18 protein-coding genes and 1 pseudogene are annotated in these 20,249 nt (G+C 65.4%); 10 read left to right on the top strand and 9 right to left on the bottom strand.

Annotated elements, in window-relative coordinates; translation table 11 throughout:
- Positions 1–5: 5 nt before the first annotated feature.
- Positions 6–1,460, bottom strand: coding sequence for an amidase (locus ACSFCA_RS03360; protein ID WP_435458621.1), 1,455 nt, complete (start codon positions 1,458–1,460; stop codon positions 6–8).
- On the opposite strand from ACSFCA_RS03360, the gene ACSFCA_RS03355 reads away from it, so the two are divergent.
- Both ACSFCA_RS03355 and ACSFCA_RS03350 read left to right on the top strand, forming a co-directional pair.
- The gene (locus ACSFCA_RS03355) at positions 1,459–2,430 is read left to right on the top strand and encodes a LysR family transcriptional regulator (RefSeq protein WP_435458620.1); all 972 of its coding nucleotides are present in this window, start codon (positions 1,459–1,461) and stop codon (positions 2,428–2,430) included. The two genes, ACSFCA_RS03360 and ACSFCA_RS03355, sit on opposite strands and share 2 nt — an antisense overlap.
- Before the next feature lie 238 nt (positions 2,431–2,668).
- The gene (locus tag ACSFCA_RS03350; RefSeq protein ID WP_258354162.1) at positions 2,669–3,046 is read left to right on the top strand and encodes an OmpA family protein; all 378 of its coding nucleotides are present in this window, start codon (positions 2,669–2,671) and stop codon (positions 3,044–3,046) included.
- Between the two features lie 254 nt (positions 3,047–3,300).
- On the opposite strand, the pseudogene ACSFCA_RS03345 reads toward ACSFCA_RS03350, so the two are convergent.
- Together ACSFCA_RS03345 and ACSFCA_RS03340 are read right to left on the bottom strand one after the other, a co-directional pair.
- Positions 3,301–3,651, bottom strand: a pseudogene (locus tag ACSFCA_RS03345) (transposase); the annotation flags it as partial.
- Positions 3,652–4,025: 374 nt separating this feature from the next.
- Positions 4,026–4,328 carry a hypothetical protein gene (locus tag ACSFCA_RS03340; RefSeq protein WP_258354163.1) on the bottom strand — a complete coding sequence of 101 codons (303 nt, stop codon included), beginning with the start codon at positions 4,326–4,328 and terminating at the stop codon, positions 4,026–4,028.
- A gap of 1,220 nt (positions 4,329–5,548) precedes the next feature.
- Between ACSFCA_RS03340 and ACSFCA_RS03335 the strand changes: the two genes are divergently transcribed.
- The gene (locus ACSFCA_RS03335; protein ID WP_258354164.1) at positions 5,549–5,761 is read left to right on the top strand and encodes a hypothetical protein; all 213 of its coding nucleotides are present in this window, start codon (positions 5,549–5,551) and stop codon (positions 5,759–5,761) included.
- Positions 5,762–5,776: 15 nt separating this feature from the next.
- Here ACSFCA_RS03335 and ACSFCA_RS03330 read toward each other — a convergent pair whose 3' ends face one another.
- Positions 5,777–7,198, bottom strand: a complete 1,422-nt coding sequence (locus ACSFCA_RS03330; RefSeq protein WP_435458618.1) for an aldehyde dehydrogenase family protein — start codon at positions 7,196–7,198, stop codon at positions 5,777–5,779.
- 122 nt (positions 7,199–7,320) lie between these two features.
- On the opposite strand from ACSFCA_RS03330, the gene ACSFCA_RS03325 reads away from it, so the two are divergent.
- Positions 7,321–8,226, top strand: a complete 906-nt coding sequence (locus tag ACSFCA_RS03325) for a LysR family transcriptional regulator (RefSeq protein WP_435458617.1) — start codon at positions 7,321–7,323, stop codon at positions 8,224–8,226.
- A gap of 28 nt (positions 8,227–8,254) precedes the next feature.
- Here ACSFCA_RS03325 and ACSFCA_RS03320 read toward each other — a convergent pair whose 3' ends face one another.
- Positions 8,255–8,668 (bottom strand): GFA family protein, encoded by a 414-nt coding sequence (locus ACSFCA_RS03320; RefSeq protein WP_435458616.1) that lies wholly within the window; start codon positions 8,666–8,668, stop codon positions 8,255–8,257.
- Positions 8,669–8,786: 118 nt separating this feature from the next.
- Positions 8,787–9,653 (bottom strand): AraC family transcriptional regulator, encoded by an 867-nt coding sequence (locus ACSFCA_RS03315; protein WP_435458615.1) that lies wholly within the window; start codon positions 9,651–9,653, stop codon positions 8,787–8,789.
- Between the two features lie 231 nt (positions 9,654–9,884).
- Between ACSFCA_RS03315 and ACSFCA_RS03310 the strand changes: the two genes are divergently transcribed.
- Positions 9,885–11,186 (top strand): UDP-N-acetylglucosamine 1-carboxyvinyltransferase, encoded by a 1,302-nt coding sequence (locus ACSFCA_RS03310; protein ID WP_258354170.1) that lies wholly within the window; start codon positions 9,885–9,887, stop codon positions 11,184–11,186.
- A 31-nt stretch (positions 11,187–11,217) separates the two neighbouring features.
- Here the strand turns inward: ACSFCA_RS03310 and ACSFCA_RS03305 are convergent, their stop codons facing one another.
- Positions 11,218–12,258 (bottom strand): hypothetical protein, encoded by a 1,041-nt coding sequence (locus ACSFCA_RS03305; protein ID WP_435458614.1) that lies wholly within the window; start codon positions 12,256–12,258, stop codon positions 11,218–11,220.
- A 113-nt stretch (positions 12,259–12,371) separates the two neighbouring features.
- On the opposite strand from ACSFCA_RS03305, the gene ACSFCA_RS03300 reads away from it, so the two are divergent.
- Together ACSFCA_RS03300 and ACSFCA_RS03295 are read left to right on the top strand one after the other, a co-directional pair.
- Positions 12,372–13,415, top strand: a complete 1,044-nt coding sequence (locus ACSFCA_RS03300) for an NAD(P)H-dependent flavin oxidoreductase (RefSeq protein WP_435458613.1) — start codon at positions 12,372–12,374, stop codon at positions 13,413–13,415.
- Positions 13,416–13,425: 10 nt separating this feature from the next.
- Positions 13,426–14,100, top strand: coding sequence for an alpha/beta hydrolase (locus tag ACSFCA_RS03295; RefSeq protein WP_435458612.1), 675 nt, complete (start codon positions 13,426–13,428; stop codon positions 14,098–14,100).
- On the opposite strand, the gene ACSFCA_RS03290 is transcribed toward ACSFCA_RS03295, so the two are convergent.
- Positions 14,078–14,707, bottom strand: a complete 630-nt coding sequence (locus ACSFCA_RS03290; RefSeq protein ID WP_435458611.1) for a TetR/AcrR family transcriptional regulator — start codon at positions 14,705–14,707, stop codon at positions 14,078–14,080. The two genes, ACSFCA_RS03295 and ACSFCA_RS03290, sit on opposite strands and share 23 nt — an antisense overlap.
- 49 nt (positions 14,708–14,756) lie before the next feature.
- Here ACSFCA_RS03290 and ACSFCA_RS03285 point away from each other — a divergent pair, with 49 nt between their 5' ends.
- From ACSFCA_RS03285 to ACSFCA_RS03275, 3 genes are all read left to right on the top strand, one after another.
- Positions 14,757–15,872 carry a DUF2855 family protein gene (locus tag ACSFCA_RS03285; protein ID WP_435458610.1) on the top strand — a complete coding sequence of 372 codons (1,116 nt, stop codon included), beginning with the start codon at positions 14,757–14,759 and terminating at the stop codon, positions 15,870–15,872.
- 125 nt (positions 15,873–15,997) lie between these two features.
- Entirely contained in the window at positions 15,998–16,906 is a 909-nt protein-coding gene (locus tag ACSFCA_RS03280) for a DUF3014 domain-containing protein (protein ID WP_435458609.1), read from the top strand.
- Positions 16,907–17,039: 133 nt separating this feature from the next.
- On the top strand, positions 17,040–17,294 hold the full coding sequence (locus ACSFCA_RS03275; RefSeq protein ID WP_258354177.1) for a hypothetical protein: 255 nt from the start codon (positions 17,040–17,042) through the stop codon (positions 17,292–17,294).
- A gap of 27 nt (positions 17,295–17,321) precedes the next feature.
- On the opposite strand, the gene gcvP is transcribed toward ACSFCA_RS03275, so the two are convergent.
- Positions 17,322–20,231 (bottom strand): aminomethyl-transferring glycine dehydrogenase, encoded by a 2,910-nt coding sequence (gcvP, locus tag ACSFCA_RS03270; protein WP_435458607.1) that lies wholly within the window; start codon positions 20,229–20,231, stop codon positions 17,322–17,324.
- Positions 20,232–20,249 lie beyond the last annotated feature (18 nt).

Here is a 20,249-nt window from a genome sequence, read left to right as displayed (position 1 = left end):
AGACTTCAGAAAGCCACAACCGGCAACGGATTCGCCGGCCAGTGCGCAGCCTCGAACGAAGCGGCGGCCTGCAGCAACAGCCCGTCTTCGCGGAAGCGGCCGACCAGCTGCATGCCGATGGGCAGGCCCTCGCGGTCCGCGCCGCAGGGCAGGCTGATTGCGGGGTGGCCCGTGAGGTTGAAAGGCATCGTCCAGGGGAACCAGTTCGCGCGCACCTCGGCGTATTCCTTGCCGTCGATCTCGATGCTGCCGAACAGGTCCTGGTCGATGGGCAGGGCCGTGCGCGAGAGTGTGGGCGTGAAGATGAAGTCGTGCGTTTCCAGCCGCGCTTGCACGTCGCGGAACAACGCAGTCCGCGCGAACATGGCCTGCTGGAACGCAACGCCATCCACATGCTCGGCCAGCGCAAGCTGCTGCAGCAGCGACGGGCTCATCTGGTCGCCATGCGCCGCAGCCATGGGCGCGAAACGGCCGCGCCAGCTCGTGTGGTTGATCACGCGCCACACAGGCTCCACGTCGAAGCCTTCGCCCGACATCGGCTCCAGCACGGCACCCATCGACTCCAGCGTTGCCAGAGCGGCTTCGAAGGCAGACGCAACGTCCGCCGCAATCGGCCGCCCCGCCGGAGCGGCGCAGAAAAGAATGCGCTTGCCGCGAAGATCGCCGCCGGCTTGCAGGTCGTCGAAGTAGCGCTTGGCCGGCACGCCCAGCGACCACGGGTCGGACCCGTGCGCGCCGGTCATGGCCTGCAGCATCAGTGCCGTGTCTGCCACGTTGCGCGTGGTGGGCGTCACGTAGGTGTAGTTGCCGAACGCGTCCTGCACCTGGCTGTGGGGCACCACGCCCAGGCTCTGCTTCAGGCCGACCACGCCGTTGCACGCGGCGGGAATGCGCGTAGAGCCACCACCGTCGGTGGCAATGGCGAGCGGCGCGATGCCCGCCGCTATCGACGACGCCGCGCCGCCGCTGGAGCCACCGCTCGTGCGCGACGCATTCCACGCATTGCGGGTGCTGCCGAACAGCGGTGCATCGGTCAGGCACTTGGCGCCGAATTCAGAAGAGGTGGTCTTGCCGATGAGGATGGCGCCGGCCTCGCGCATCTGCGCCACGGCCACCGCGTCTTTCGTGGGCACATGGTCGCGGTGCAGCAAAGAGCCGTAGGTGGTGCGCACGTTCGCCGTGTCGACGATGTCCTTCACCGTGAAGGGCAGGCCATGCAGCAGGCCCGAAGCCTCACCGCGCATCAGCGCCTGTTCGGCCTCCTTGGCCTGCTGAAGCGCCTGCTCATGGCACAGCGTGATGAAGCAGTTCAGGTGCGGCTGCAGCGCATCGGCCCGGCGCAGCACCTCTTCGACGATCTCCACCGGCGAGAGCTCGCGCTGCGCAACCAGCTTGCGCATGGTTGTTGCTGGCATCTCGCAGATCTCGGACTTGGGAAGAAGGACGGGAGAGTTTTTCATGGCGCAAATGATTGATGCGCCGCAACAAGTCGTCCAATACTGTTTTCCAGAAAAGGCATATGCACAGCGTATGGCTACCCCAGACCTTCGAACTCTTCGCTATTTCGTGGCCGTTGCCGAGGAGCGCAGCGTCGGCAAGGCCGCGCGCCGGCTCAACATGGCACAGCCGCCGCTGTCCGTTCACATCAAGAACCTCGAGGCGGCGGTGGGCACGCCGCTCTTTCGCAGGGCCGCGCACGGCATGGAAATAACCGATGCGGGCAATGCACTGTTTCGGCGCGCGAAAGAGGCGCTGCTGCTGGCCAACGAAGGCTTCGACGCCGCGCGCGCCGTCGGCTCGGGCAGCCGGGGCCGGCTCACCATCGGCACGATGGTCGTGCTGTCTTACCTCGTGCTGCCGCGGCTCGAAAACGAATTGCGGCGCAAGTTGCCCGAGGTGGAGATCCAGTATGCGGAGCTGAACGCCGTCAACAACGTATCGGCCCTCACCAACTCTGACGTGTCGGTGGCCATCTGCATTCCTCCCATTGCGCAGGCGGGCATTGCGGCAGAGCGCATCGGCAGCCAGCCGCTGATGCTTGCGGTGCGCGCCGATTCACCGCTCGCGCGACTGCCCAGCATTCCGCTGGCGCGCCTCTCGGGCCTGCCGCTCATTGGGCTGCCCGCGCCCGAGGGCGATGTAGACAAATCGGTCGTCGCCTCGCTGCTGCGACGGCACGACGTGAGCATGCCGGTTGCGCAGCGGGTCGAGACGATGGTGTCGGCACTGGCGCTGGTGCTGGCGGGGAAGGGCGTGGCGATATTGCCCGCCTGCGCGCAGATCGGTCGGCCGCCCGGGGTGGTGTTCAGGGCTTTGCGCAATGTCGATGCGCGGATGGAGATTGCGGCTTGCTGGCGTAGTGATTGGGATAGTCCGTTGATTGAGCCGTTTTTGGTTTGTGCGCGGGCGGTGTTGCGGGAGTTGGCTTAGATGAGTAAGAGAGTCTGTTCGGCGGACCGTCGTAAGTCGCGCTTAGACTTCCGAAGTCGGCCAAGACCGGCCCTCGAGGAAACGGCGGAATGAATTCAGTCAGAACTGAACCTTCAGCCTCACCGAAGCATTTCACCGAATGAACTCTTCCGCCGCTCCACTTGCAGCGATCCGAATCGCGATGATGCTTCCATCGACGTTGGCGTGTTCCGTTGCTCTTGCGACGACCCCGCTACACATGACTACCGATGTCTGGTTCAAAGAAAACAGTTCACTGCTAGAGCCAAATGCCGTCGTGGAACTGGAGAGACTAGTCTGCAAACTCAAGGGCGGCAGGGTTGATGTGTTGAGGTTGTACGCGCACGCCGCGAAAGGTGAGGGGAATCCGGAAAATCTTGCATTGGATCGTGCATTGGCCGTTCGGGCATTGATGCTTGCTTCGCCTGCTGCCATTGAGCACATCGTGATTAGGAATGGTTCTGACACAGAACCTGTCAAGAGCAACGCTACGGAGGCGGGGCGTGCCGCCAATCGGCATGTGGAGCTTGAGGTGTCCTTCGCAAAACCACCAATGGGGTGGGGTGAAGAATGCGGTCCACGAGGCCAACTTCCATAGCCTTTCGTCCGCGCCCGCACTGCGCAGACAGGGCAACTGTTCGCCATGGAGAGAAAACCGCCTCCACGCGATCGACCGCTTTCGAGCGGACCGCGTGTCGGCTTAGGGCCGAGGCTGTGTAGAAACGCGCAACCGTCCGTGCAAACGACGACGTGCGGGGATCACAGACTTCATTCGGTGCCGAGCCGCGTCTGAGATCGACTACGGGGCCTTCACGGCACCTCATCGAAGCGCGAATGAGAGCCTGAAGAGGCTCATGCCCCCACCAGCCGCATCGCCTTCATCGTTTTCGCAACCCCCAACACGCTCATCACCCGCTTGAGGTTGTAGGCCAGCACGTGAAGACTCATCTCCGTCCCAACGTGAGCCATCGTCTTCATCAGGAAGTGCGTCGAGCCCATCCAGTGTTTCAGCGTTCCGAACACATGCTCAATGGTCGAGCGCCGCAAAGTCATCGCATCAGGCTTGCGGTCCAAGCGCTGCTGCATGCGGTCGATCACGGCTTCGTGCTCCCAGCGCCGGATGCGCCGGACAGATGAGGTGGTGCACTGATCTCTCAGGGCGCAGTTTGGACAGGCACTGGGCCAGTAGAGACGCAATTCCAGGTCAATCAAATCAGCTCCTTCAGGCCTTACGGATTCGACCCGAACATGGTTCCAAATCTCATTGGGGCACTTGATCACCGGCACTGTTGGCGGTTGAGCACCGATGGCCTCGATCTTCTCTAAATAGTCGGCAAAACATGCATGCTCTAGAGCGGTGCGCAGACCATCCGTCCAGTTACCCATGTTGCGGAGAGCGAGATGCTCCTCTCCGGTTAGGTCGGAAAAGGTCGAGTCGACTTGAACCGGAACATTCAACCAGGGGAACACCACATTTTCAGCAAGCATATGTACCCTCCAAAGGTCTGCTCGTGCCTATGATTTTTGCCCCGCCTCCGACCGACCGCTTATGGCCGATCAACGACATCGCAGTCACTTCATGCGTTCGCATCCGCGCTGCAAAACGGACACCAGAGCGGGTCTGGAGAGCAGTCTCGCAACTGCACATTCTCGTTGAGCACCTGCACTGTCATCTTTCCGTGCAGTTCGCATTCGATCTCTACACCGACGCCATGTCGAGTCAACGTGGAGATCGAGAGGTCTTCCCAACCGCACCAAGGGCATGCGCAAAGTGCGGCATCTGTGGCGGCAAGAACCGAGAGGTTCCAGCCGCACTCGCCACATTGCAGACGGTGAAGCAATTTCGGTTCGGACGTGCTGACGACCTTGGGAAGTGACATACGACTCCTGAACGATACGGTGATGTCTGGCTAGACTACCCTGAACATACTCTTGCGAATGGCGGCTCCCGGCCGAATCTAGCCGAAGCGCTAGCCGACAGCGTGGTGTTTCCCAGGAGCGTCAGCTGTCCCCCCCGCGAACGAGGAGGCTCGCCCATTGGGGGTGCTCCAACACTGGAACGAGGTCTTTCAGCGACTGGAAATTGGCCAAGTAGGGGCGCGCATGGGCCTCCAGTGCCGGCACAGCTGCCCGCGAGAGCGCGACGTCGAGGACCTTGCTATCTCTACAGGGAAAACGAGACGCGCCGCCGCCCACCCCGACCTTCGCATTGAGGCCAGCAGCCTGACCCGTGGGAACGCCCACGAAGTCTGGAAAGCGAGCCCACTGGTCGAGCCCGAGTAAAGGCGTACCGGGAAAGACCCATACCTCAAACTCGATACCACTCGACCGTCTCGAAAAGTGGATGAAGTGGAACAAGTCATCGTGTACCTGCCGATGGAAAGTGCAGCCACGCCCAGCACCAGTCGTAAAACCCCAGGGCGCTACGACCGGCTCAACGATGCGTCTCACAGATTTATCGAAATGATGCTCAAGCATTCATGCCCAAAATTTTCGGTTTCCCGCAGCGCGTGCCAACCTAGCGACGCCCAAGGTGGCCCCCTTGTGTCGGCACGCTAAATGACCGGTTGTGGCCGACTGTAGCCGGATGCACAGCCAGCGCGATCAGAGCTTCGTCTCAATCGAATGCGCAATTCATCGATTCATCTGGCGACCTCTCGGTATGACCTCGGCTCCCCAAGCTTGACGCCCGCCATTGACACCGCTTACATTGCCTTCGCCTCGTGATGAGCGAGGTCGGGATTGGCGTCCCGCTGACATCCTGCGACGAAAGCCGCAGTCACCGCACATGGTCTGCGGCTTTTTTGTTCATGCTTCCTTTTTTAGGCGGCTCGAACGGGAGGGCTCGCGCCCTGCCGGTTTCCGCAAGGATGTCCCGGTACGCCAACCTGTTCGAGCTGCCGCCCCCGATTGGCGTCGGGTGCGTCGGTTTCTGCAAATCGACATCCTTGGGAGGCCCATGGCCAATGCTTCTTCAAACGACGCAAGCACCAACGCCCGTTGTGCTTGCGCGTCCTATCGTCCCACCGTCCAATTCAAACCCTTCGAATGGATCCAGGGCGACCGACTCGATTCTTCCCAACAAAGCCAAGCCGCATTCTTGAACGACGCACGCGACGTAGTGCAAGGCGCGCAAACGCTGGTTCAGCTACTCGCCTGGGACGAAGACCGGCGCGATGCCGCTTCATCCGATGCAGACCCCGCGCCGCTCTTCGATGCATGCCAGCGCGGCTCGCTGCAGCGGCTTCTCTCGGCAACGCTGGGCCTGCTCCACGCCCGCATCGAAGTCCAGTGCGAGGCGCTGACGGGGTAGGGAAGGCCTTCGAGTTCAAGCCGCGCGTATCACCGACTTAGGCTCCAGATAAGCCTCCAGCCCGAAGGTGCCAAATTCACGGCCGATGCCCGATTGCTTGAAGCCGCCGAAGGGCGCCAGGGGCTCGTGGTGCAGGCCGTTGATCAGCACCCGGCCCGCCTGCAGGCGGGAGCCCACGGCAAGGGCGTGTTCGTCGCTGCCCGACAGCACCACCGCTTGCAGGCCGTAGACCGTGTCGTTGGCGATTGCGATGGCGTCTTCCTCGTCGCGGTAGGCAATGAGGCAGAGCACGGGCCCGAAGATTTCTTCACGCGCGATGACCATGTCGTTGCGTATTCCGGCGAACAGGGTGGGGCGCACGTAGAAGCCGGTGTCGAGGCCAGCCGGGCGGCCCTCACCGCCGGCGATGAGCCGCGCGCCCTCGTCGATTCCCTTGCGGATATAGCCCTGCACCCGCTCCCACTGCTTGCGGCTGACCATGGGGCCGATTTCGGTCGCGGCATCGTGCGGGTCGCCGACCTTCGCGGCTTCGACAGCCGCCCGGGCCAGCGCGATAGCCTCTTCCAGCCGGTGTTCGGGCACCAGGATGCGGGTGCCGGCCAGGCAGGCCTGGCCGCTGTTCTGGAAGCCGGCCGCCACGGCCAGGGGAATGGCGGTGGCGAAGTCGGCGTCGTCCAGCACCACGGTGGGCGACTTGCCGCCCAGCTCCAGCGTCACGCGCTTGAGGGTGTCGGCCCCGGCGCGCTGGATGGCCTTGCCCACGGCGGTGCTGCCGGTGAACGAAATCTTGGCAATGTCGGGGTGGCTGCTGAGCTCCACGCCCACCACGTCGCCCCGGCCGTTGACGATATTGAACAGCCCCGGCGGCAGGCCCGCGGCGTGCAGCGCCTCGGTGACCACCTGGGTCTGGATGGCGCTCATCTCGCTGGGCTTGATGACCACGGTGCAGCCGGCGGCCAGCGCGGTGGCCAGCTTGTTGCAGATGAATCCGGCGTTGGAATTCCAGGGCGTGATGAGGCCGGCCACGCCGACCGGCTCCATCACGACCTGCGCGCTACCGATCTGGCGGGTGAGCGGGTATTGCTCCAGCGTCTTCGCCGCGAGCAGAAAGGCTTGTGCCGCATACGACGCAACCCAGCTGGCGCGAGACACGGGGCCGCCGTATTCCTCGGTGGTGGCGGCGTTGATGTCGTCGGCGCGGGCCAGCACCGCGGCATGCAGGCGGTGAAGCAGCGCGATGCGCTCGGCCTTGGTGGTGCGCGCATAGGCGGGCCAGGCGCGCTTGGCGGCGGCAATGGCTCGCAGCGTGTCTTCGCGGTCACCCAGGGTGACGTGGCCGATGACGGCTTCGGTGGCGGGGTTGATGAGCTCGGCCTGTTCGCGCCCGTGTGGGGTGACGAAGGCGCCGTCGATGTAGATCTGGTCGATGTTGCGCATGGCGGTGTTCCTGTTGATTCGCCGGAGAAAAATCTGGCGTGAATCAAATCTAGGGCTCTGGCATTGACTTGAGAAGCCGGCCAAATCACCATGCGTCATTCAGATAATCAGGACAATCCATCATGCACAGCAGCGGGTTGATAGAGCTGGAGGCGGTGCTGGCGGTGGCCCGGCACGGCGGCTTCAGGGCGGCGGCGGTCGACATGGGCATGTCGCGCTCGGCCCTCAGCGCCACGGTGGCGGGGTTGGAGGCAAGGCTGGGCGTACGCCTGTTCAACCGCACCACGCGCAGCGTGTCCACCACCGAGGCGGGCGAGCAGTTCATCGCGCGCATCGCGCCGGCGCTGGCCGACATCCGCGGCGCCATGGAGGCGACCAACGAGCTGCGCGACACGCCCACCGGCACCCTGCGGCTCAACAGTTCGGTCGGTGCGGCGCAGATGATCTTCGCGCCGGTGGTGCTGGAGTACCTGCGCCGCTACCCCGACATGAAGGTAGACATCGTCACCGAGCGCCGGATGATCGACATCGTGGCCGAGGGCTTCGACGCCGGCATTCGCCTGGCAGAGGCTGTGCCGCGCGACATGGTGGCCGTGCCCATGGGCGGCGAGCAGCGCATGGTGGTCGTCGCGTCGCCGCAATACCTGCAGAAGCATCCCGCGCCCCAGGTGCCCGACGACCTGATGGCGCACCGCTGCGTGCGCTGGCGCTTTTCGAGCGGCATCGTTTACCGCTGGGAGTTCGCGCGCCACGGCGAGGCGATGACGCTCGACGTGCCCGGCCCCATCACACTCGACGAACCCCTGCTGATGCTGGAGGCGGCGCGCGCAGGCGTAGGCATTGCCTACATGGGGATGTTCCATGTTGCAGACGACCTGGCCAGCGGCCGGCTGGTGCCGCTGCTGGAAGAGTGGTCGCCAAGCTATCCGGGCATTTGCCTTTACTACCCGAGCCGGCGCAACGTGCCGGCGGGGCTGAGAGCCTTTATTGACCTGGTGCGCGAGTTGATCGAGTTGCCGGGCCCGTAGCGGAACCCTGAGCGAGCGGGCAGGGCCGTTACATCGGCGGCATCTTGTCGAACTTGGGCAATGCCGGGTCCAGAAAGTCCCATTCGTGCCCGCGCACGGTGTACGTCACCGCCTGGGGCTTGTACCGGCCGGGGTCGTCGAGGCTTGCCGCGTGCACGGTGAAGACGTCGGGCATCGCCGCAAAGGTCAGGTACACGGGCGAGCCGCAGTTCGGGCAGAACCCCCGGGTCTTGACGTTGCCGCTGTCGCCGACCATGTCCCACAGCGTGGCATTGCCGCTGTGCTTCACACCGCTGCGCGGGAAGGTGAGGTACGAGCCGTGGCCGGTGCCGCTCTTGCGTTGGCAGTCGCGGCACTGGCAGTCGTTCTGGAAGATCGGCTTGGCTGAAATTTCGTAGCGGATTGCGCCGCACGCGCAGCCGCCGGTGTAGGCGTGGCTCATTTGTCTTGTCCTTTCGAGGTTGTTTTCCAGCGGGGCTGGCTGGGTGCAACCAATTTAGGCGAGCGAGGGCGCGGCGGGGGAGTAACAAGTTCGTCGTGAGTGGGCACCGCCCGGGAGCTCAGGCTTCCACGGGCACGTAGAAGTCGATCACGGCTCCTGGCTGGTCGGGTGCGAAATGGCCGTCGTACATCTCGAAGTCGGGGCTGTCGACGACCCGCAGGCCCGAGGCGGGAATCAACTCGCCCCAGATGGTCGCCATGGCGCTCTTGACTTGCGGGTGCAGCGCTGACCCGTTCAGGGCGATGCGAAAAACGACATAGGTTGCCGCCGGAATCTCCTTCACGGTGAACCCCTTGGGGAGTTCGCCGTCGGTCACTACGCCCACGCCCGCCATGTACATGAAGCTCCCGGCCTCCCGGTCCGTGCTCCAGACCACGCCGTACGTTGCCCAGCTCGGGCTTTGGCCCTTCAGCGGCAAGGCGCCGACAAGTGCCGACCACAGCTGGGGAATCTCCGACCTCGTCGCGTCGTCGAAGCGTCGGGAGGGGCCCGCGACGCGGAACGCCTCGAGCTTGATCAATTCGGGCAATCGGGTCACTGCCGTGGAGGTGCTGCTGGGTGCATTCATGGGAAATTGTCCTTCGATGGGGGTGGGAGAGAAGCCGACACGAAAGCGGCCGGGCGACACGCCGAAGAGGCGCTTGAATGCGCGTGTGAAGGCCTCCTGCGATTCGAAGCCGCAATCCAAGGCCAGATCGACGAGCTTCACGTCGGGCTCGGTGCAGAGCCTGCGGGCGCCGCGCACGAGTCGACGCCCGCGCACATGCGCCATGACGCTGCGGCCCATGCGGGCGGTGAACATCCGGGAGAAGTGGTACGCCGAAAAACCCGCGCGTTGCGCGATCAGCTCGAGCGTGAGGGGCTCGTCGAGCCGCTCCTCGATCCAGGCCACAAGGGGGATGAAGATGTCGGGTTCGCGGGGCATCGGGTTGTCCATGCGGCGATCATGAAGTAGCGCAAACCGGCTGTCCTGACCGAACTTGCTGGCGCGCAGTAATGCGAAAGAATTGCCAACCCAGCGGCTTCTGCTTTGAAGTTCTTACAACTTCGGCCCCGTACATGCGGGTTTCAGACGGTAAAGTGCCCGTCTCCGGTTTCGGACTGTTTCCGACCCTTTTCCCGCCGCCTCCCGCTCCCCCGTTTCTGTTTCTTCTTCATGTCCAACCTCATCGTGCACGGCGGTACGCCGCTGCGTGGCCGCATCACCCCCTCCGCCAACAAGAACGCCGTGCTTCCGGTGCTCTGTGCCACCTTGCTCACCTGGGAGCCCCTGCGCCTGCTTGGCGTGCCCGACATCACCGACGTGCGCAAGATCCTCGACATCTTCCGCACCCTCGGCAGCGACGTGCACATGGACCACGAGACCGGCACGCTCGAGCTGCATCACCGCGAGACCACCTTCGACGCATCGCTGCACCGGCTGCCCGAGGAGATGCGTTCGTCGATCATGCTGGTGCCGCCGCTGCTGGCGCGCTTCGGCGTTGCGCGGCTTGAAGACAACGTGAAGGGTTGCACGCTGGGCGTGCGCGAGATCGATCCGCACGTGGAGGTGTTCCAGCGCTTCGGCGGCGAGGTCGAGCGCACCGAGGGCTCGCTGCTGGTGCGCAGCAAAGGCCGGCTCACACCGACCGACCACTGGCTCGACTACGCCTCAGTCACCACCACTGAAAACTTCGTGCTGTGCGCGGCCGCCGCGGGCGGCACCTCGACGCTGACCAATGCAGCGTCGGAGCCGCACGTGCAGGAGTTCTGCCGCTTCATGGCCATGATCGGCGTGCGCATCGAGGGCATGGGCACTTCGCGGCTCACGGTGCATGGCAATGGCGCGCTCAAGGGCGGCGAGTTTCGCTTCGACGAAGACTTCCACGAGATCACGACCTTCCTGGCGCTGGGTGCCATTACGGGCGGCGATGTGGTCGTGCGCAACAGCGCCCCCGAAAACTTTCCGCTGCTCGACCGCACCTTCGCCAAGTTCGGCGTGCAGATCGAGCATGCGGACGGCTGGTCGCGCGCCATCCGCACTGGTCCGCTGAAGGTGCAGACACCTTTCACGAGCAACGTGCTCACCAAGGTCGAGGCGGCGCCGTGGCCGTACTTTCCGGTGGACCTGCTGCCGATCTTCATTGCGCTGGGCGTGCGCGCCCAAGGCAATGCGATGTTCTGGAACAAGGTGTACGACGGGGCGCTGGGCTGGACGGGCGAGCTCTCGAAATTCGGCGCGCACGTGTTCTCGTCTGACCCACACCGGCTCATTACCTTCGGCGGCAATCCGCTGACGCCCGCGGTGGTCGAGAGCCCCTACATCATTCGCGTGGCGATCGCGCTGTTCATGGTGGCGGCGAGCATCGAGGGCAAGTCGGAGATCCGCAACGCCGCGCCTATTCGCCGGGCGCATCCGCGCTTCGTGGAAAACCTGCGCAGCCTGGGCGTGCAGGTGGAGTGGACGAGCGAGGAATAACTGGCGGGGTTGGTGCCGCAGCGCTCGCCCGTCAGAACGACGGAACGGGGTTGCGCCCTTCGGTCAGCACATAGGCGCCATTGCGCCAGGCATAGACCAGCGTGCTGTCGATGGTGAGCACGCGGCGGTTTTTGGTGCCGCTCGTTTTTTCGCCCTTGAACGCGATGCGCATCTCACCCGGCTCTTCGTCGGTGCCCAGCGTAAAGCTCGGCGTGCCGCTGACGTCGAAGCACGCGCCGCGTGGTGGCTCTTCCGGCTTGCCGGGCCTGGGCATTTTCTCGCAGGACTCGTCGGCACCTTCGTTGGTGGCCGACAGCGCAATGCCCCTTGCCAGCACGCGCACCTTGCCCGCTTCGAGCCCATACACCGACAGCCACTGCCCGCAGTAGCCCTGCCAGCAACTGCCGTGGGCAATGGTCAGCGCAAAGCGCTGGGGCGCGATGCGCTCGACCTTGGTGGTGCCGAGGTTGCCCATGAAGCCGAGGTAGTCGACAGCGTCGCTGCGGCTCGCGAGCTTCCAGCCCTCGGCGCTCTGCTCGAAGAAGTAGGCGCCGAGCCATGCGCCGTTCACGTGGCCGTTCATCGGCTCGCCCCGGTCGTCGAGCGGCACAGTTTCGGTCAGCATGACGGCGTGCGTATCGTCCAGCCGCACCACTTCGCGCGGCGACACCTGAGCCTGTTGATCGGCCTCGCTGCCGGGCACTGTCTTGCCCTCGTTGGCCCTCTCGGGCAGCGAGACGGTGTCGGGCTGTCGGGGCGAGGCGCCCGGGCCCTGGGAGTCGGGGAACACCAGCGCCATGAGTTCGGCTCGCTTGAGCGTGGCTGATGCGGTGGGGCGAGGCACTGGTGGTGCAGGTGATGCTGGCGGTGCCGCGGGGGCAACGGCCTCGGCGGTTGCCACGGCCACTGCCACTGCGGCTTCGTCCGGTTGCGCGTCGGCGGTGGTAGCAGGGGCTTCTTCTTTCTGCGGGCAGCCGCCGAGCATGACGAGGCTGGCGGTGGCAATGGCAGCAGCAATGGTGCGCTGCAGCGGCCGCGAGTGAGCGGGCCGCGTCGGGTTCAGGATGGGCATGCGCGCGATTGTGCCGAAGCCATTTGGCGATGATGACCCCGCCGCCGCCGCAACCTCCGGCTTGGCAGGAGAATGGCCGGCAACCGGCGACACACGAACAAGGAGCGCTCCAAATGACCACGCTGCAACAACTCATCGGAACGGACCTTCCGCTCATTCAGGCTCCCATGGCCGGCGTGCAGGGCAGCGCGCTGGCCATCGCTGTCAGCAATGCCGGTGGCCTGGGCTCGCTGCCTGGAGCCATGCTGAGCCCCGACGTCATGCGCAGCGAACTCGCCGCCATTCGCGCGGGCACCAGCAAGCCCTACAACGTCAATTTCTTCTGCCACACGCCGCCGGTGCCGAGCGCCGATCGCGAAGCGGCCTGGCGTACCGCGCTGGCGCCGTACTATGCGGAGTTCGGCATCGACGCGGCGAACATTCCCACCGGCCCGGGGCGCAACCCTTTCAGCGCCGAAGTGGCCGATTTGCTGGCCGAATTCCGTCCGCCGGTGGTGAGCTTTCATTTCGGGTTGCCGTCCGAAGCGCTGATGGCGCAGGTGCACGGTTGGGGTGCGAAGGTGCTGGCATCGGCCACCACGGTCGAAGAGGCGCAGTGGCTCGAAGCGCGCGGCGTGGATGCGGTCATTGCGCAAGGGCTGGAGGCCGGTGGGCATCGCGGTCATTTCCTGTCGCACGACCTGACGCGGCAGCTCGGCACTTTCGCGCTGTTGCCGCAGCTGGTGCACGCCGTGAAGGTGCCGGTGATCGCGGCCGGTGGCATTGCCGATGCAGCCGGCGTGGCCGCGGCCATGGCGATGGGCGCGGCGGGCGTGCAGATTGGCACGGCCTACTTGCTGACGCCCGAGGCGACCACCAGCGCGCTCCATCGCGAGGCGCTCAAGAGCAGGGCCTCGCGGCACACGGCGCTGACCAATCTTTTTACCGGCCGGCCGGCGCGCGGCATCGTGAACCGCGTGATGCGCGAGCTGGGGCCCATCGGCGCGGCCGCACCGGAGTTTCCGCTGGCCACTTCGGGCATCGCGCCCCTGCGCGCCAAGGCCGAAGCGCAGGGCAACGGCGACTTCTCTCCGCTGTGGTCGGGGCAGAACGCCACCGGCTGCCGCGAGTTGCCTGCGGCCGAGGTCACGCGCGAGCTGGCGCAAGGATTTCATTGAGCTTCAAACCATGACCCAACTGCATCTGCCCCTGAAGTTTCTCGCGCATGGCGCGCAACCCGATGTTCGCGAACCCTGGCTGCTGGTGCTGATGCACGGCGTGGGCAGCAACGAGCAAGATCTGTTCGGCTTGGCGCGCATGATGCCGCCGCAGTTCAACGTGTTGAGCCTGCGCGCGCCCTACGTGCTGTCGCCAGATGCCTACGCGTGGTTCGAGTTCCAGATACTGCCCGATGGTGAACGCCGGATCGACGAAGAGCAGGAGCGCGAAAGCCGCTTCCTGGTCGGCGAGATGATCGCCTCGGCCGGCAAGCAACTCGGCGTGCCGGCGGAACGCGTGGTGGTCGGCGGCTTCAGCCAGGGCGGCATCATGGCGCTGTCGCTGCTGCTGACCAAGCCCGAGAGCGTGCGTGCTGCGATGGTGTGGCACAGCCGGCTGCTGTCGCAGGTGCTGCCGCACGTCGCGGCACCCGAGGCCTTCGAGGGGAAGGCGCTCTGGGTGAGCCATGGCAGCGCCGACAACGTGATTCCGCCAAGCGCCGCGCAGGCCACGCGCGAGTTCGCGCGTACCTTGCCAGTGGCGCTGTCGGGTGCGGACTTTCCGGGTGCGCACGAGCTTCGTCCGGCAGAGTTGCAGGCCACGCTGGCGTGGCTGCAATCGCTCAGCGCGCCGACAAGTGCGTAGACAAGCGCGCCATGACCATCGCTTCCATCTCGGCCACCCATTCGTCGTTGTCCGCTTCGGGCTGCACCAGCAGGCGATAGCGGCGGCCGCCCCATGCGGCGGTCAGCAGCGCGTGGATGGTGGCGGGCGAGGGCGGCGGTTGCAGGTCTGTGCAGACGGCAAAGGCCTTGAGCCATCTGTCAGCCAGTTCGTCGTACACGCGGCGGTGATGCTTGGGCTCCGCCACGCGGTGTTCGAGCATCAGCATCTCGTGGTCGAAAGCCGGCAGCCCTTCGAGCCGCGTGTCGCAGGTGATGCGCACGAGGCGCTGCACGCGCGCTTGCCAGGCGATATCCGAAGGCGCGATCACTTCTGCATCGAGCCGCGCGAGTAGCGCCTCGATGCAGTGGCGCACATAGCCCGAGAGCAGGGCTTCCTTGTCGGGGAAGTAGTCGTAGAGCGTGCCGACCGCGATGCCGGTTTCCAGCGCCACTGCGCGCGTGGTCACGCCCTCCCAGCCGTTCGCGGACCAAATCCGAACAAAGGCGTCGTAGATCGCCTGCACGGTGAACTTGCTGCGTGCCTGCGTGGGGCGTTTCAGGGGCTTGGAGCGGGGTGTGTCCGGCATCGACGGTTTTCCGAACCCGCCGGGAGACGGGCCGCCATACAGTTTGCGAATGAACAACGCATTCACTTTAACCCGCCTCGAAACGCGCAAGAACGCCCTTGGCACCACCCGTGTCGTGACCACGCAAGACACCGGCAAGCTGCAGCCCGGCGAGGTGCTGCTGAAGATAGGCCGCTTCTCGTTGACCACCAACAACATCACCTACGCGGCCTTCGGCGATGCGGTCATGAAGTACTGGCAGTTCTTCCCGACCGGCGACGCCGACTGGGGCCATATGCCGGCCTGGGGCTTTGCCGACGTGGCGGCCTCGAACGTGGAGGGCGTGGCGGTGGGCGAGCGCTTCTACGGCTACTTTCCGATCGCGAGCCACCTGCGCATGCAGCCCGTGCGCGTAACGCCGCGCGGCTTCTACGACGGCGCGCCGCACCGCAGCGAGCTGGTGTCGGCCTACAACCAGTACATGCGCTGCAGCAACGACGCAGGCTACGTCGCCGCGCTGGAGGACTACCAGATGCTGGTGCGCCCGCTGTTCATCACCTCGTTCATGCTGGCCGACTTCCTGGAAGACAACGCCTTCTTCGGCGCGAAGCAGGTCGTGGTGTCGAGCGCGTCGAGCAAGACGGCGTTCGGCACGGCCTTCTGCCTGCGGCAGCGCGAGGGGCTGAAGCTGATCGCGGCCACGTCCAACGCCAATCGCGCTTTCGTGGAGAGCCTGGGTTGCTACGACCGCACGCTGGGTTATGAAGAAGTGACGACGCTGCCGGCCGACGTGCCCACGCTGTATGTTGACTTCTCGGGCAACGACGAACTGCGCGCCACCATCCACCATCACTTCGGTGAAGCGCTGGTGTACGACTGCTATGCGGGCTCCGCGCAGAAGACCGAATTTCTCGGCGATACCACTGCGCTGCCCGGCCCCACGCCCCAGCTCTACTTCGCCCCTGTGCAGATCCGCAAGCGCAACGCGGACTGGGGCCCGCAGGAGGTCAACCGCCGCTTCAACGAGGCGCAAGGCAACTTCATCGCCGAACTCAGCCGGCCTGACAACCGATGGATGACGCTGGCGCAAGGCAAGGGCTTCGCGCATGCGCAGGCGGTGATTGCCGACCTGCACGCGGGCAAGGTCGATCCGCGGCAGGCTCACGTGGTGCGGCTCATGGGCTGAGCGTGTGAACTTCCGCGCCGCGGGCGCGTCACAGGGCGTTACGACGACGGGGCTGGTGCGCAGCCCGAATTGGTGCACCATAGCCGTTCGCTTCCCCGACATTCCCGCACAAGGAAACCGACCTCATGTCCGAGCCCGACAGCGACACGCGCGACGCCCCTGAGTTCAGACCCCGCCGCGAAATGCCCATAGGCGCCATCGTCGCCTTCGTGCTGGTATTGCTCGGGACTGCCTACGTTGGCTGGCGCTGGTATCAGCAGCAACAGCAAAAGCCGGCTGAGCCCGTGCCGGTGGCGGCGGCACCCAACGACGCGCCCGCACCGCCGCCGGTTGCCCAACCAACCGGCCCGCAGAACCCGATCGATGCGCTGGCACCGCCCGATGCCGCACTGCCCAAGCTGGCCGACTCCGATGCACGCGTGACGAAGGCACTGGCTGAATTGCTCGGCAGCAAGAACGTCGCGGAGTACCTGCGCTCCGACGGCATAGTGAGCCGCTTCGTCACCACCGTCGACAACCTCGCACGAGAACAGGCGCCGGCCAATGCCTGGCCGGTGCAGCCCACGGGCCAGCGTTTCATCACCGAAGGGCCGCAGGGCCAGGTGCAGACCATCGCCGCGAACAACGCCGCGCGCTACAACGCCATCGTGCTGCTGGCCGAATCGGTCGACCCGGCCAAGGCGGCAGCCGTGTATGCAAAGCTCTATCCGCTGTTCCAGCAGGCGTACGAAGAGCTGGGCTATCCGGGCCGCTACTTCAACGACCGGCTCATTGCCGTGATCGACCACTTGCTGCAGGCGCCCGAACCCAAGGGCCCGGTGCAGGTGCGGCTGATCGAGGTGAAGGGCGACGTGCCCTCGACCCGGCCGTGGGTGCGCTACGAATACGTCGATCCGCAACTGCAGTCGCTGTCTTCCGGCCAGAAGATCATGGTGCGCATGGGGCCGGAGAACGAGCGCAAGGTGAAGGCCAGCCTGCGCGGGCTGCGCCAGCAGATCGCCACGGGCGACGTGGCGAAGAAGAAGCAACCCTGACGCGCACGGCGCTCGATGTACACGAGCGCCCGTGAGCATTCCTCCGGCGCGCTGTGTAGGCGCGAACCGATTGCATGCCGCACGGATGTCGCTGAGGCTTTGTTCTCAAGATCAAAATCTCGAGGACAAGCGTATGAACCTGATGAGCGTCGATCTCTACCAGAGTGCCACTGATTCGGAGAAATTCCTCGCGCTTCCAGCGGGCACCGATCCTGCCGAACTCATGGGTCCGATGACCTTCGACCAGGACTATGCGCAGGTCAAGCGATACCAGGAGGCATTCCAGTTCAATCCATCGGAAGCCTATGCGGGCGTCAATGCCGCCAAGATCGCTGCGGACATCCTGACCGTGAAGTGGGCGACCTATCGTCGCGAATCCCCGCCGTAGAAGGGAATCGCTGCGATACGACGGCGCTCAGGCCTCTTCGGTTTCCTTGTAGTCGCCCACGGGCACGCAGCTGCAGAACAGGTTGCGGTCGCCGTACACGTTGTCGACGCGGCCGATGGGCGGCCAGTACTTCGCGTTCTTGAGTTCGGCCAGCGGAAACGCGCCGAGTTCGCGCGAGTACGGGTGGCTCCACTCGGTGCCGAGCAGGCTCGCAGCCGTGTGCGGCGCGTGCTTGAGCGGGTTGTCTTCCTTCGGCCACACGCCTTCTTCGATGCGGCGGATCTCGCCGCGAATGGCGATCATCGCGTCGATGAAGCGGTCGAGCTCGGCCAGCGGCTCGCTCTCGGTCGGCTCCACCATCAGCGTGCCGGGCACGGGGAAGCTCAGCGTCGGCGCGTGGAAGCCGTAGTCGATCAGGCGCTTGGCCACGTCTTCGGCGGTGACGCCGCTGGTGTCTTTCAGCGGGCGCAGGTCGAGGATGCACTCGTGCGCGACGTGCCCGTTGGGGCTCGCGTACAGCGTGGGGTAGTGATCCTTCAGGCGCGCGCTGATGTAGTTGGCGCTGAGAATGGCCGTTTCGGTCGCGGCCTGCAGGCCCTTGGCGCCCATCATGCGGCAGTACATCCAGCTGATCGGCAGCACGGCCGCATTGCCCAGCGGCGCGGCCGACACGGCACCCACGCCGTTCGACGGCATGCCTGCGGTCACGTGCCCAGGCAGGTACGGCACGAGGTCTTCGACCACGCACACCGGGCCCACGCCCGGGCCGCCGCCGCCGTGCGGAATGCAGAAGGTCTTGTGCAGGTTCAGGTGGCTCACGTCGCCGCCGAACTCGCCCGGCGCAGCCACACCGACCAGCGCGTTCATGTTGGCGCCGTCGACGTACACGCGGCCGCCGTGCTCGTGCACCAGCTCGCACAGTTCCTTCACGCGGGTTTCGAAAACGCCGTGCGTGCTGGGGTAGGTGATCATCACTGCGGCCAGCTTGTCGCTGTGCTTTTCGCAAGCGCGCTTCAGGTCGTCCATGTCGACGTTGCCCTGCGCGTCGCAGGCCGTCACCACCACTTGCAGGCCCACCATCTGGGCGCTTGCGGGGTTGGTGCCGTGCGCGGAGGACGGAATCAGGCAGATGTTGCGGTGCCCCTGGCCCTTGGCTTCGTGGAAGGAGCGGATGGCCAGCAGGCCCGCGTACTCGCCCTGCGAACCCGCGTTGGGCTGCAGGCTGATGCCCGCATAGCCGGTGGCTTCGCACAGCCAGGCGCGCAGTTGAGCGTCGAGCTGGGCATAGCCCTGCTGCTGCTCGGCGGGCGCGAAGGGGTGAATGTTGGCGAACTCGGGCCAGGTGATGGGGATCATCTCGCTCGTTGCGTTGAGCTTCATCGTGCAGCTGCCCAGCGGGATCATGCTGCGGTCGAGCGCCAGGTCTTTGTCCGACAGGCTGCGGATGTAGCGCAGCATCGCGGTCTCGCTCTTGTGGGTGTTGAACACCGGGTGCGTGAGAAAGGCGCTGGTGCGGCGCAGGTCTTCGGGGATCAGCGGCGTGGTGCTGCCCGAGAGGTCATCGAAGCGCGGCGCCTGCGTACCGGCGGGCGCGAACAGGTTCCACAGGGTTTCGACGTCGGCGCGCGTGCTGGTCTCGTCGAGCGAGATGCCCAGGTGCTGCTGCAGGCGCTGGCGCAGGTTGACGCCGGCGGCTTGCGCGCGCTCGATGATCGCCGGCGTGTCTTCGCCGGTGCGGATGGTCAGGGAGTCGAAAGCGGTGGTGTTGACCAGCTCGCGGCCCGTCTGCGTGAGACCCTTGGCGAGGATGGCCGTGAGCGCCGCCACGCGCTGCGCGATGCGCGTGAGGCCGTCAGGCCCGTGGTACACGGCGTACATGCTGGCCACCACGGCCGGCAGCACCTGCGCGGTGCAGATGTTGGAGGTGGCCTTCTCGCGGCGGATGTGCTGCTCGCGCGTCTGCAGTGCGAGGCGGTAGGCGGGCTGGCCGTGCGTATCGACGCTCACGCCGACCAGTCGGCCCGGCAGCGAGCGCTTGAATTCGTCGCGGCAGGCCAGGTAGGCGGCGTGCGGGCCGCCGTTGCACAGCGGCATGCCGAAGCGCTGCGTGGTGCCGCAGACGATGTCGGCATCGAACTCGCCGGGTGCAACGAGCAGCGTGAGCGCCAGCAGGTCGGCCGCGACGATGAGGGCGGCGTCGCACTGATGCGCGTGGCCCGCGAGCGGGCGCAGGTCATGTACGTGGCCGGTGGTGGCGGGGTACTGCGCGAGCGCGGCGAAGAACTCGCCGCTCACCATCAGGTGTGGCAGCGTTTCCGACACGGTGCTCACCTTCACTTCGATGCCCAGCGGCGCGGCGCGCGTCTTGATGACTTCGATGGTCTGCGGGTGACAGTCGCCAGACACCAGGAACACGTTGCTCTTGCTCTTCACGCTGCGCTTGGCCAGCGTCATGGCCTCGGCTGCGGCCGTGGCTTCGTCGAGCATCGAGGCGTTGGCGATGGTCATGCCCGTGAGGTCGCACACCATCGTCTGGAAGTTGAGCAGGGCTTCCATGCGGCCCTGCGAAATTTCGGCCTGGTAGGGCGTGTAGGCGGTGTACCAGGCGGGGTTTTCGAGCACGTTGCGCAAGATCACGCCCGGCGTGTGCGTGCCGTAGTAGCCCTGGCCGATGAAGTTCTTGAACACCTTGTTCTTCGACGCCATCACCTTCAGCTCGGCCAGCGCATCGGCTTCGGTTGCCGGTGCGGGCAGGCGCATCGGCTTTGAGCGGCGGATGGCCGCGGGCACGATGCCGTCGATGAGTTCCGCGCGCGTTTCCGAGCCGATCACCGGCAGCATGCGCGCCTCGTCCGCCGCATCGATACCGATGTGGCGGGCGAGGAATTCTTCGGCGTTCTCTAGTTCTTGCAAAGAGGGAAGGGCGGGCGTCGGCATGGCGGTGAGGGCTCGGGG

The sequence above is a fragment of the Variovorax multivorans genome, from assembly GCF_051216835.1.
In the GTDB taxonomy this organism is placed as follows: domain Bacteria; phylum Pseudomonadota; class Gammaproteobacteria; order Burkholderiales; family Burkholderiaceae_C; genus Variovorax.
This window is presented reverse-complemented; position numbering and strand designations above follow the sequence as displayed.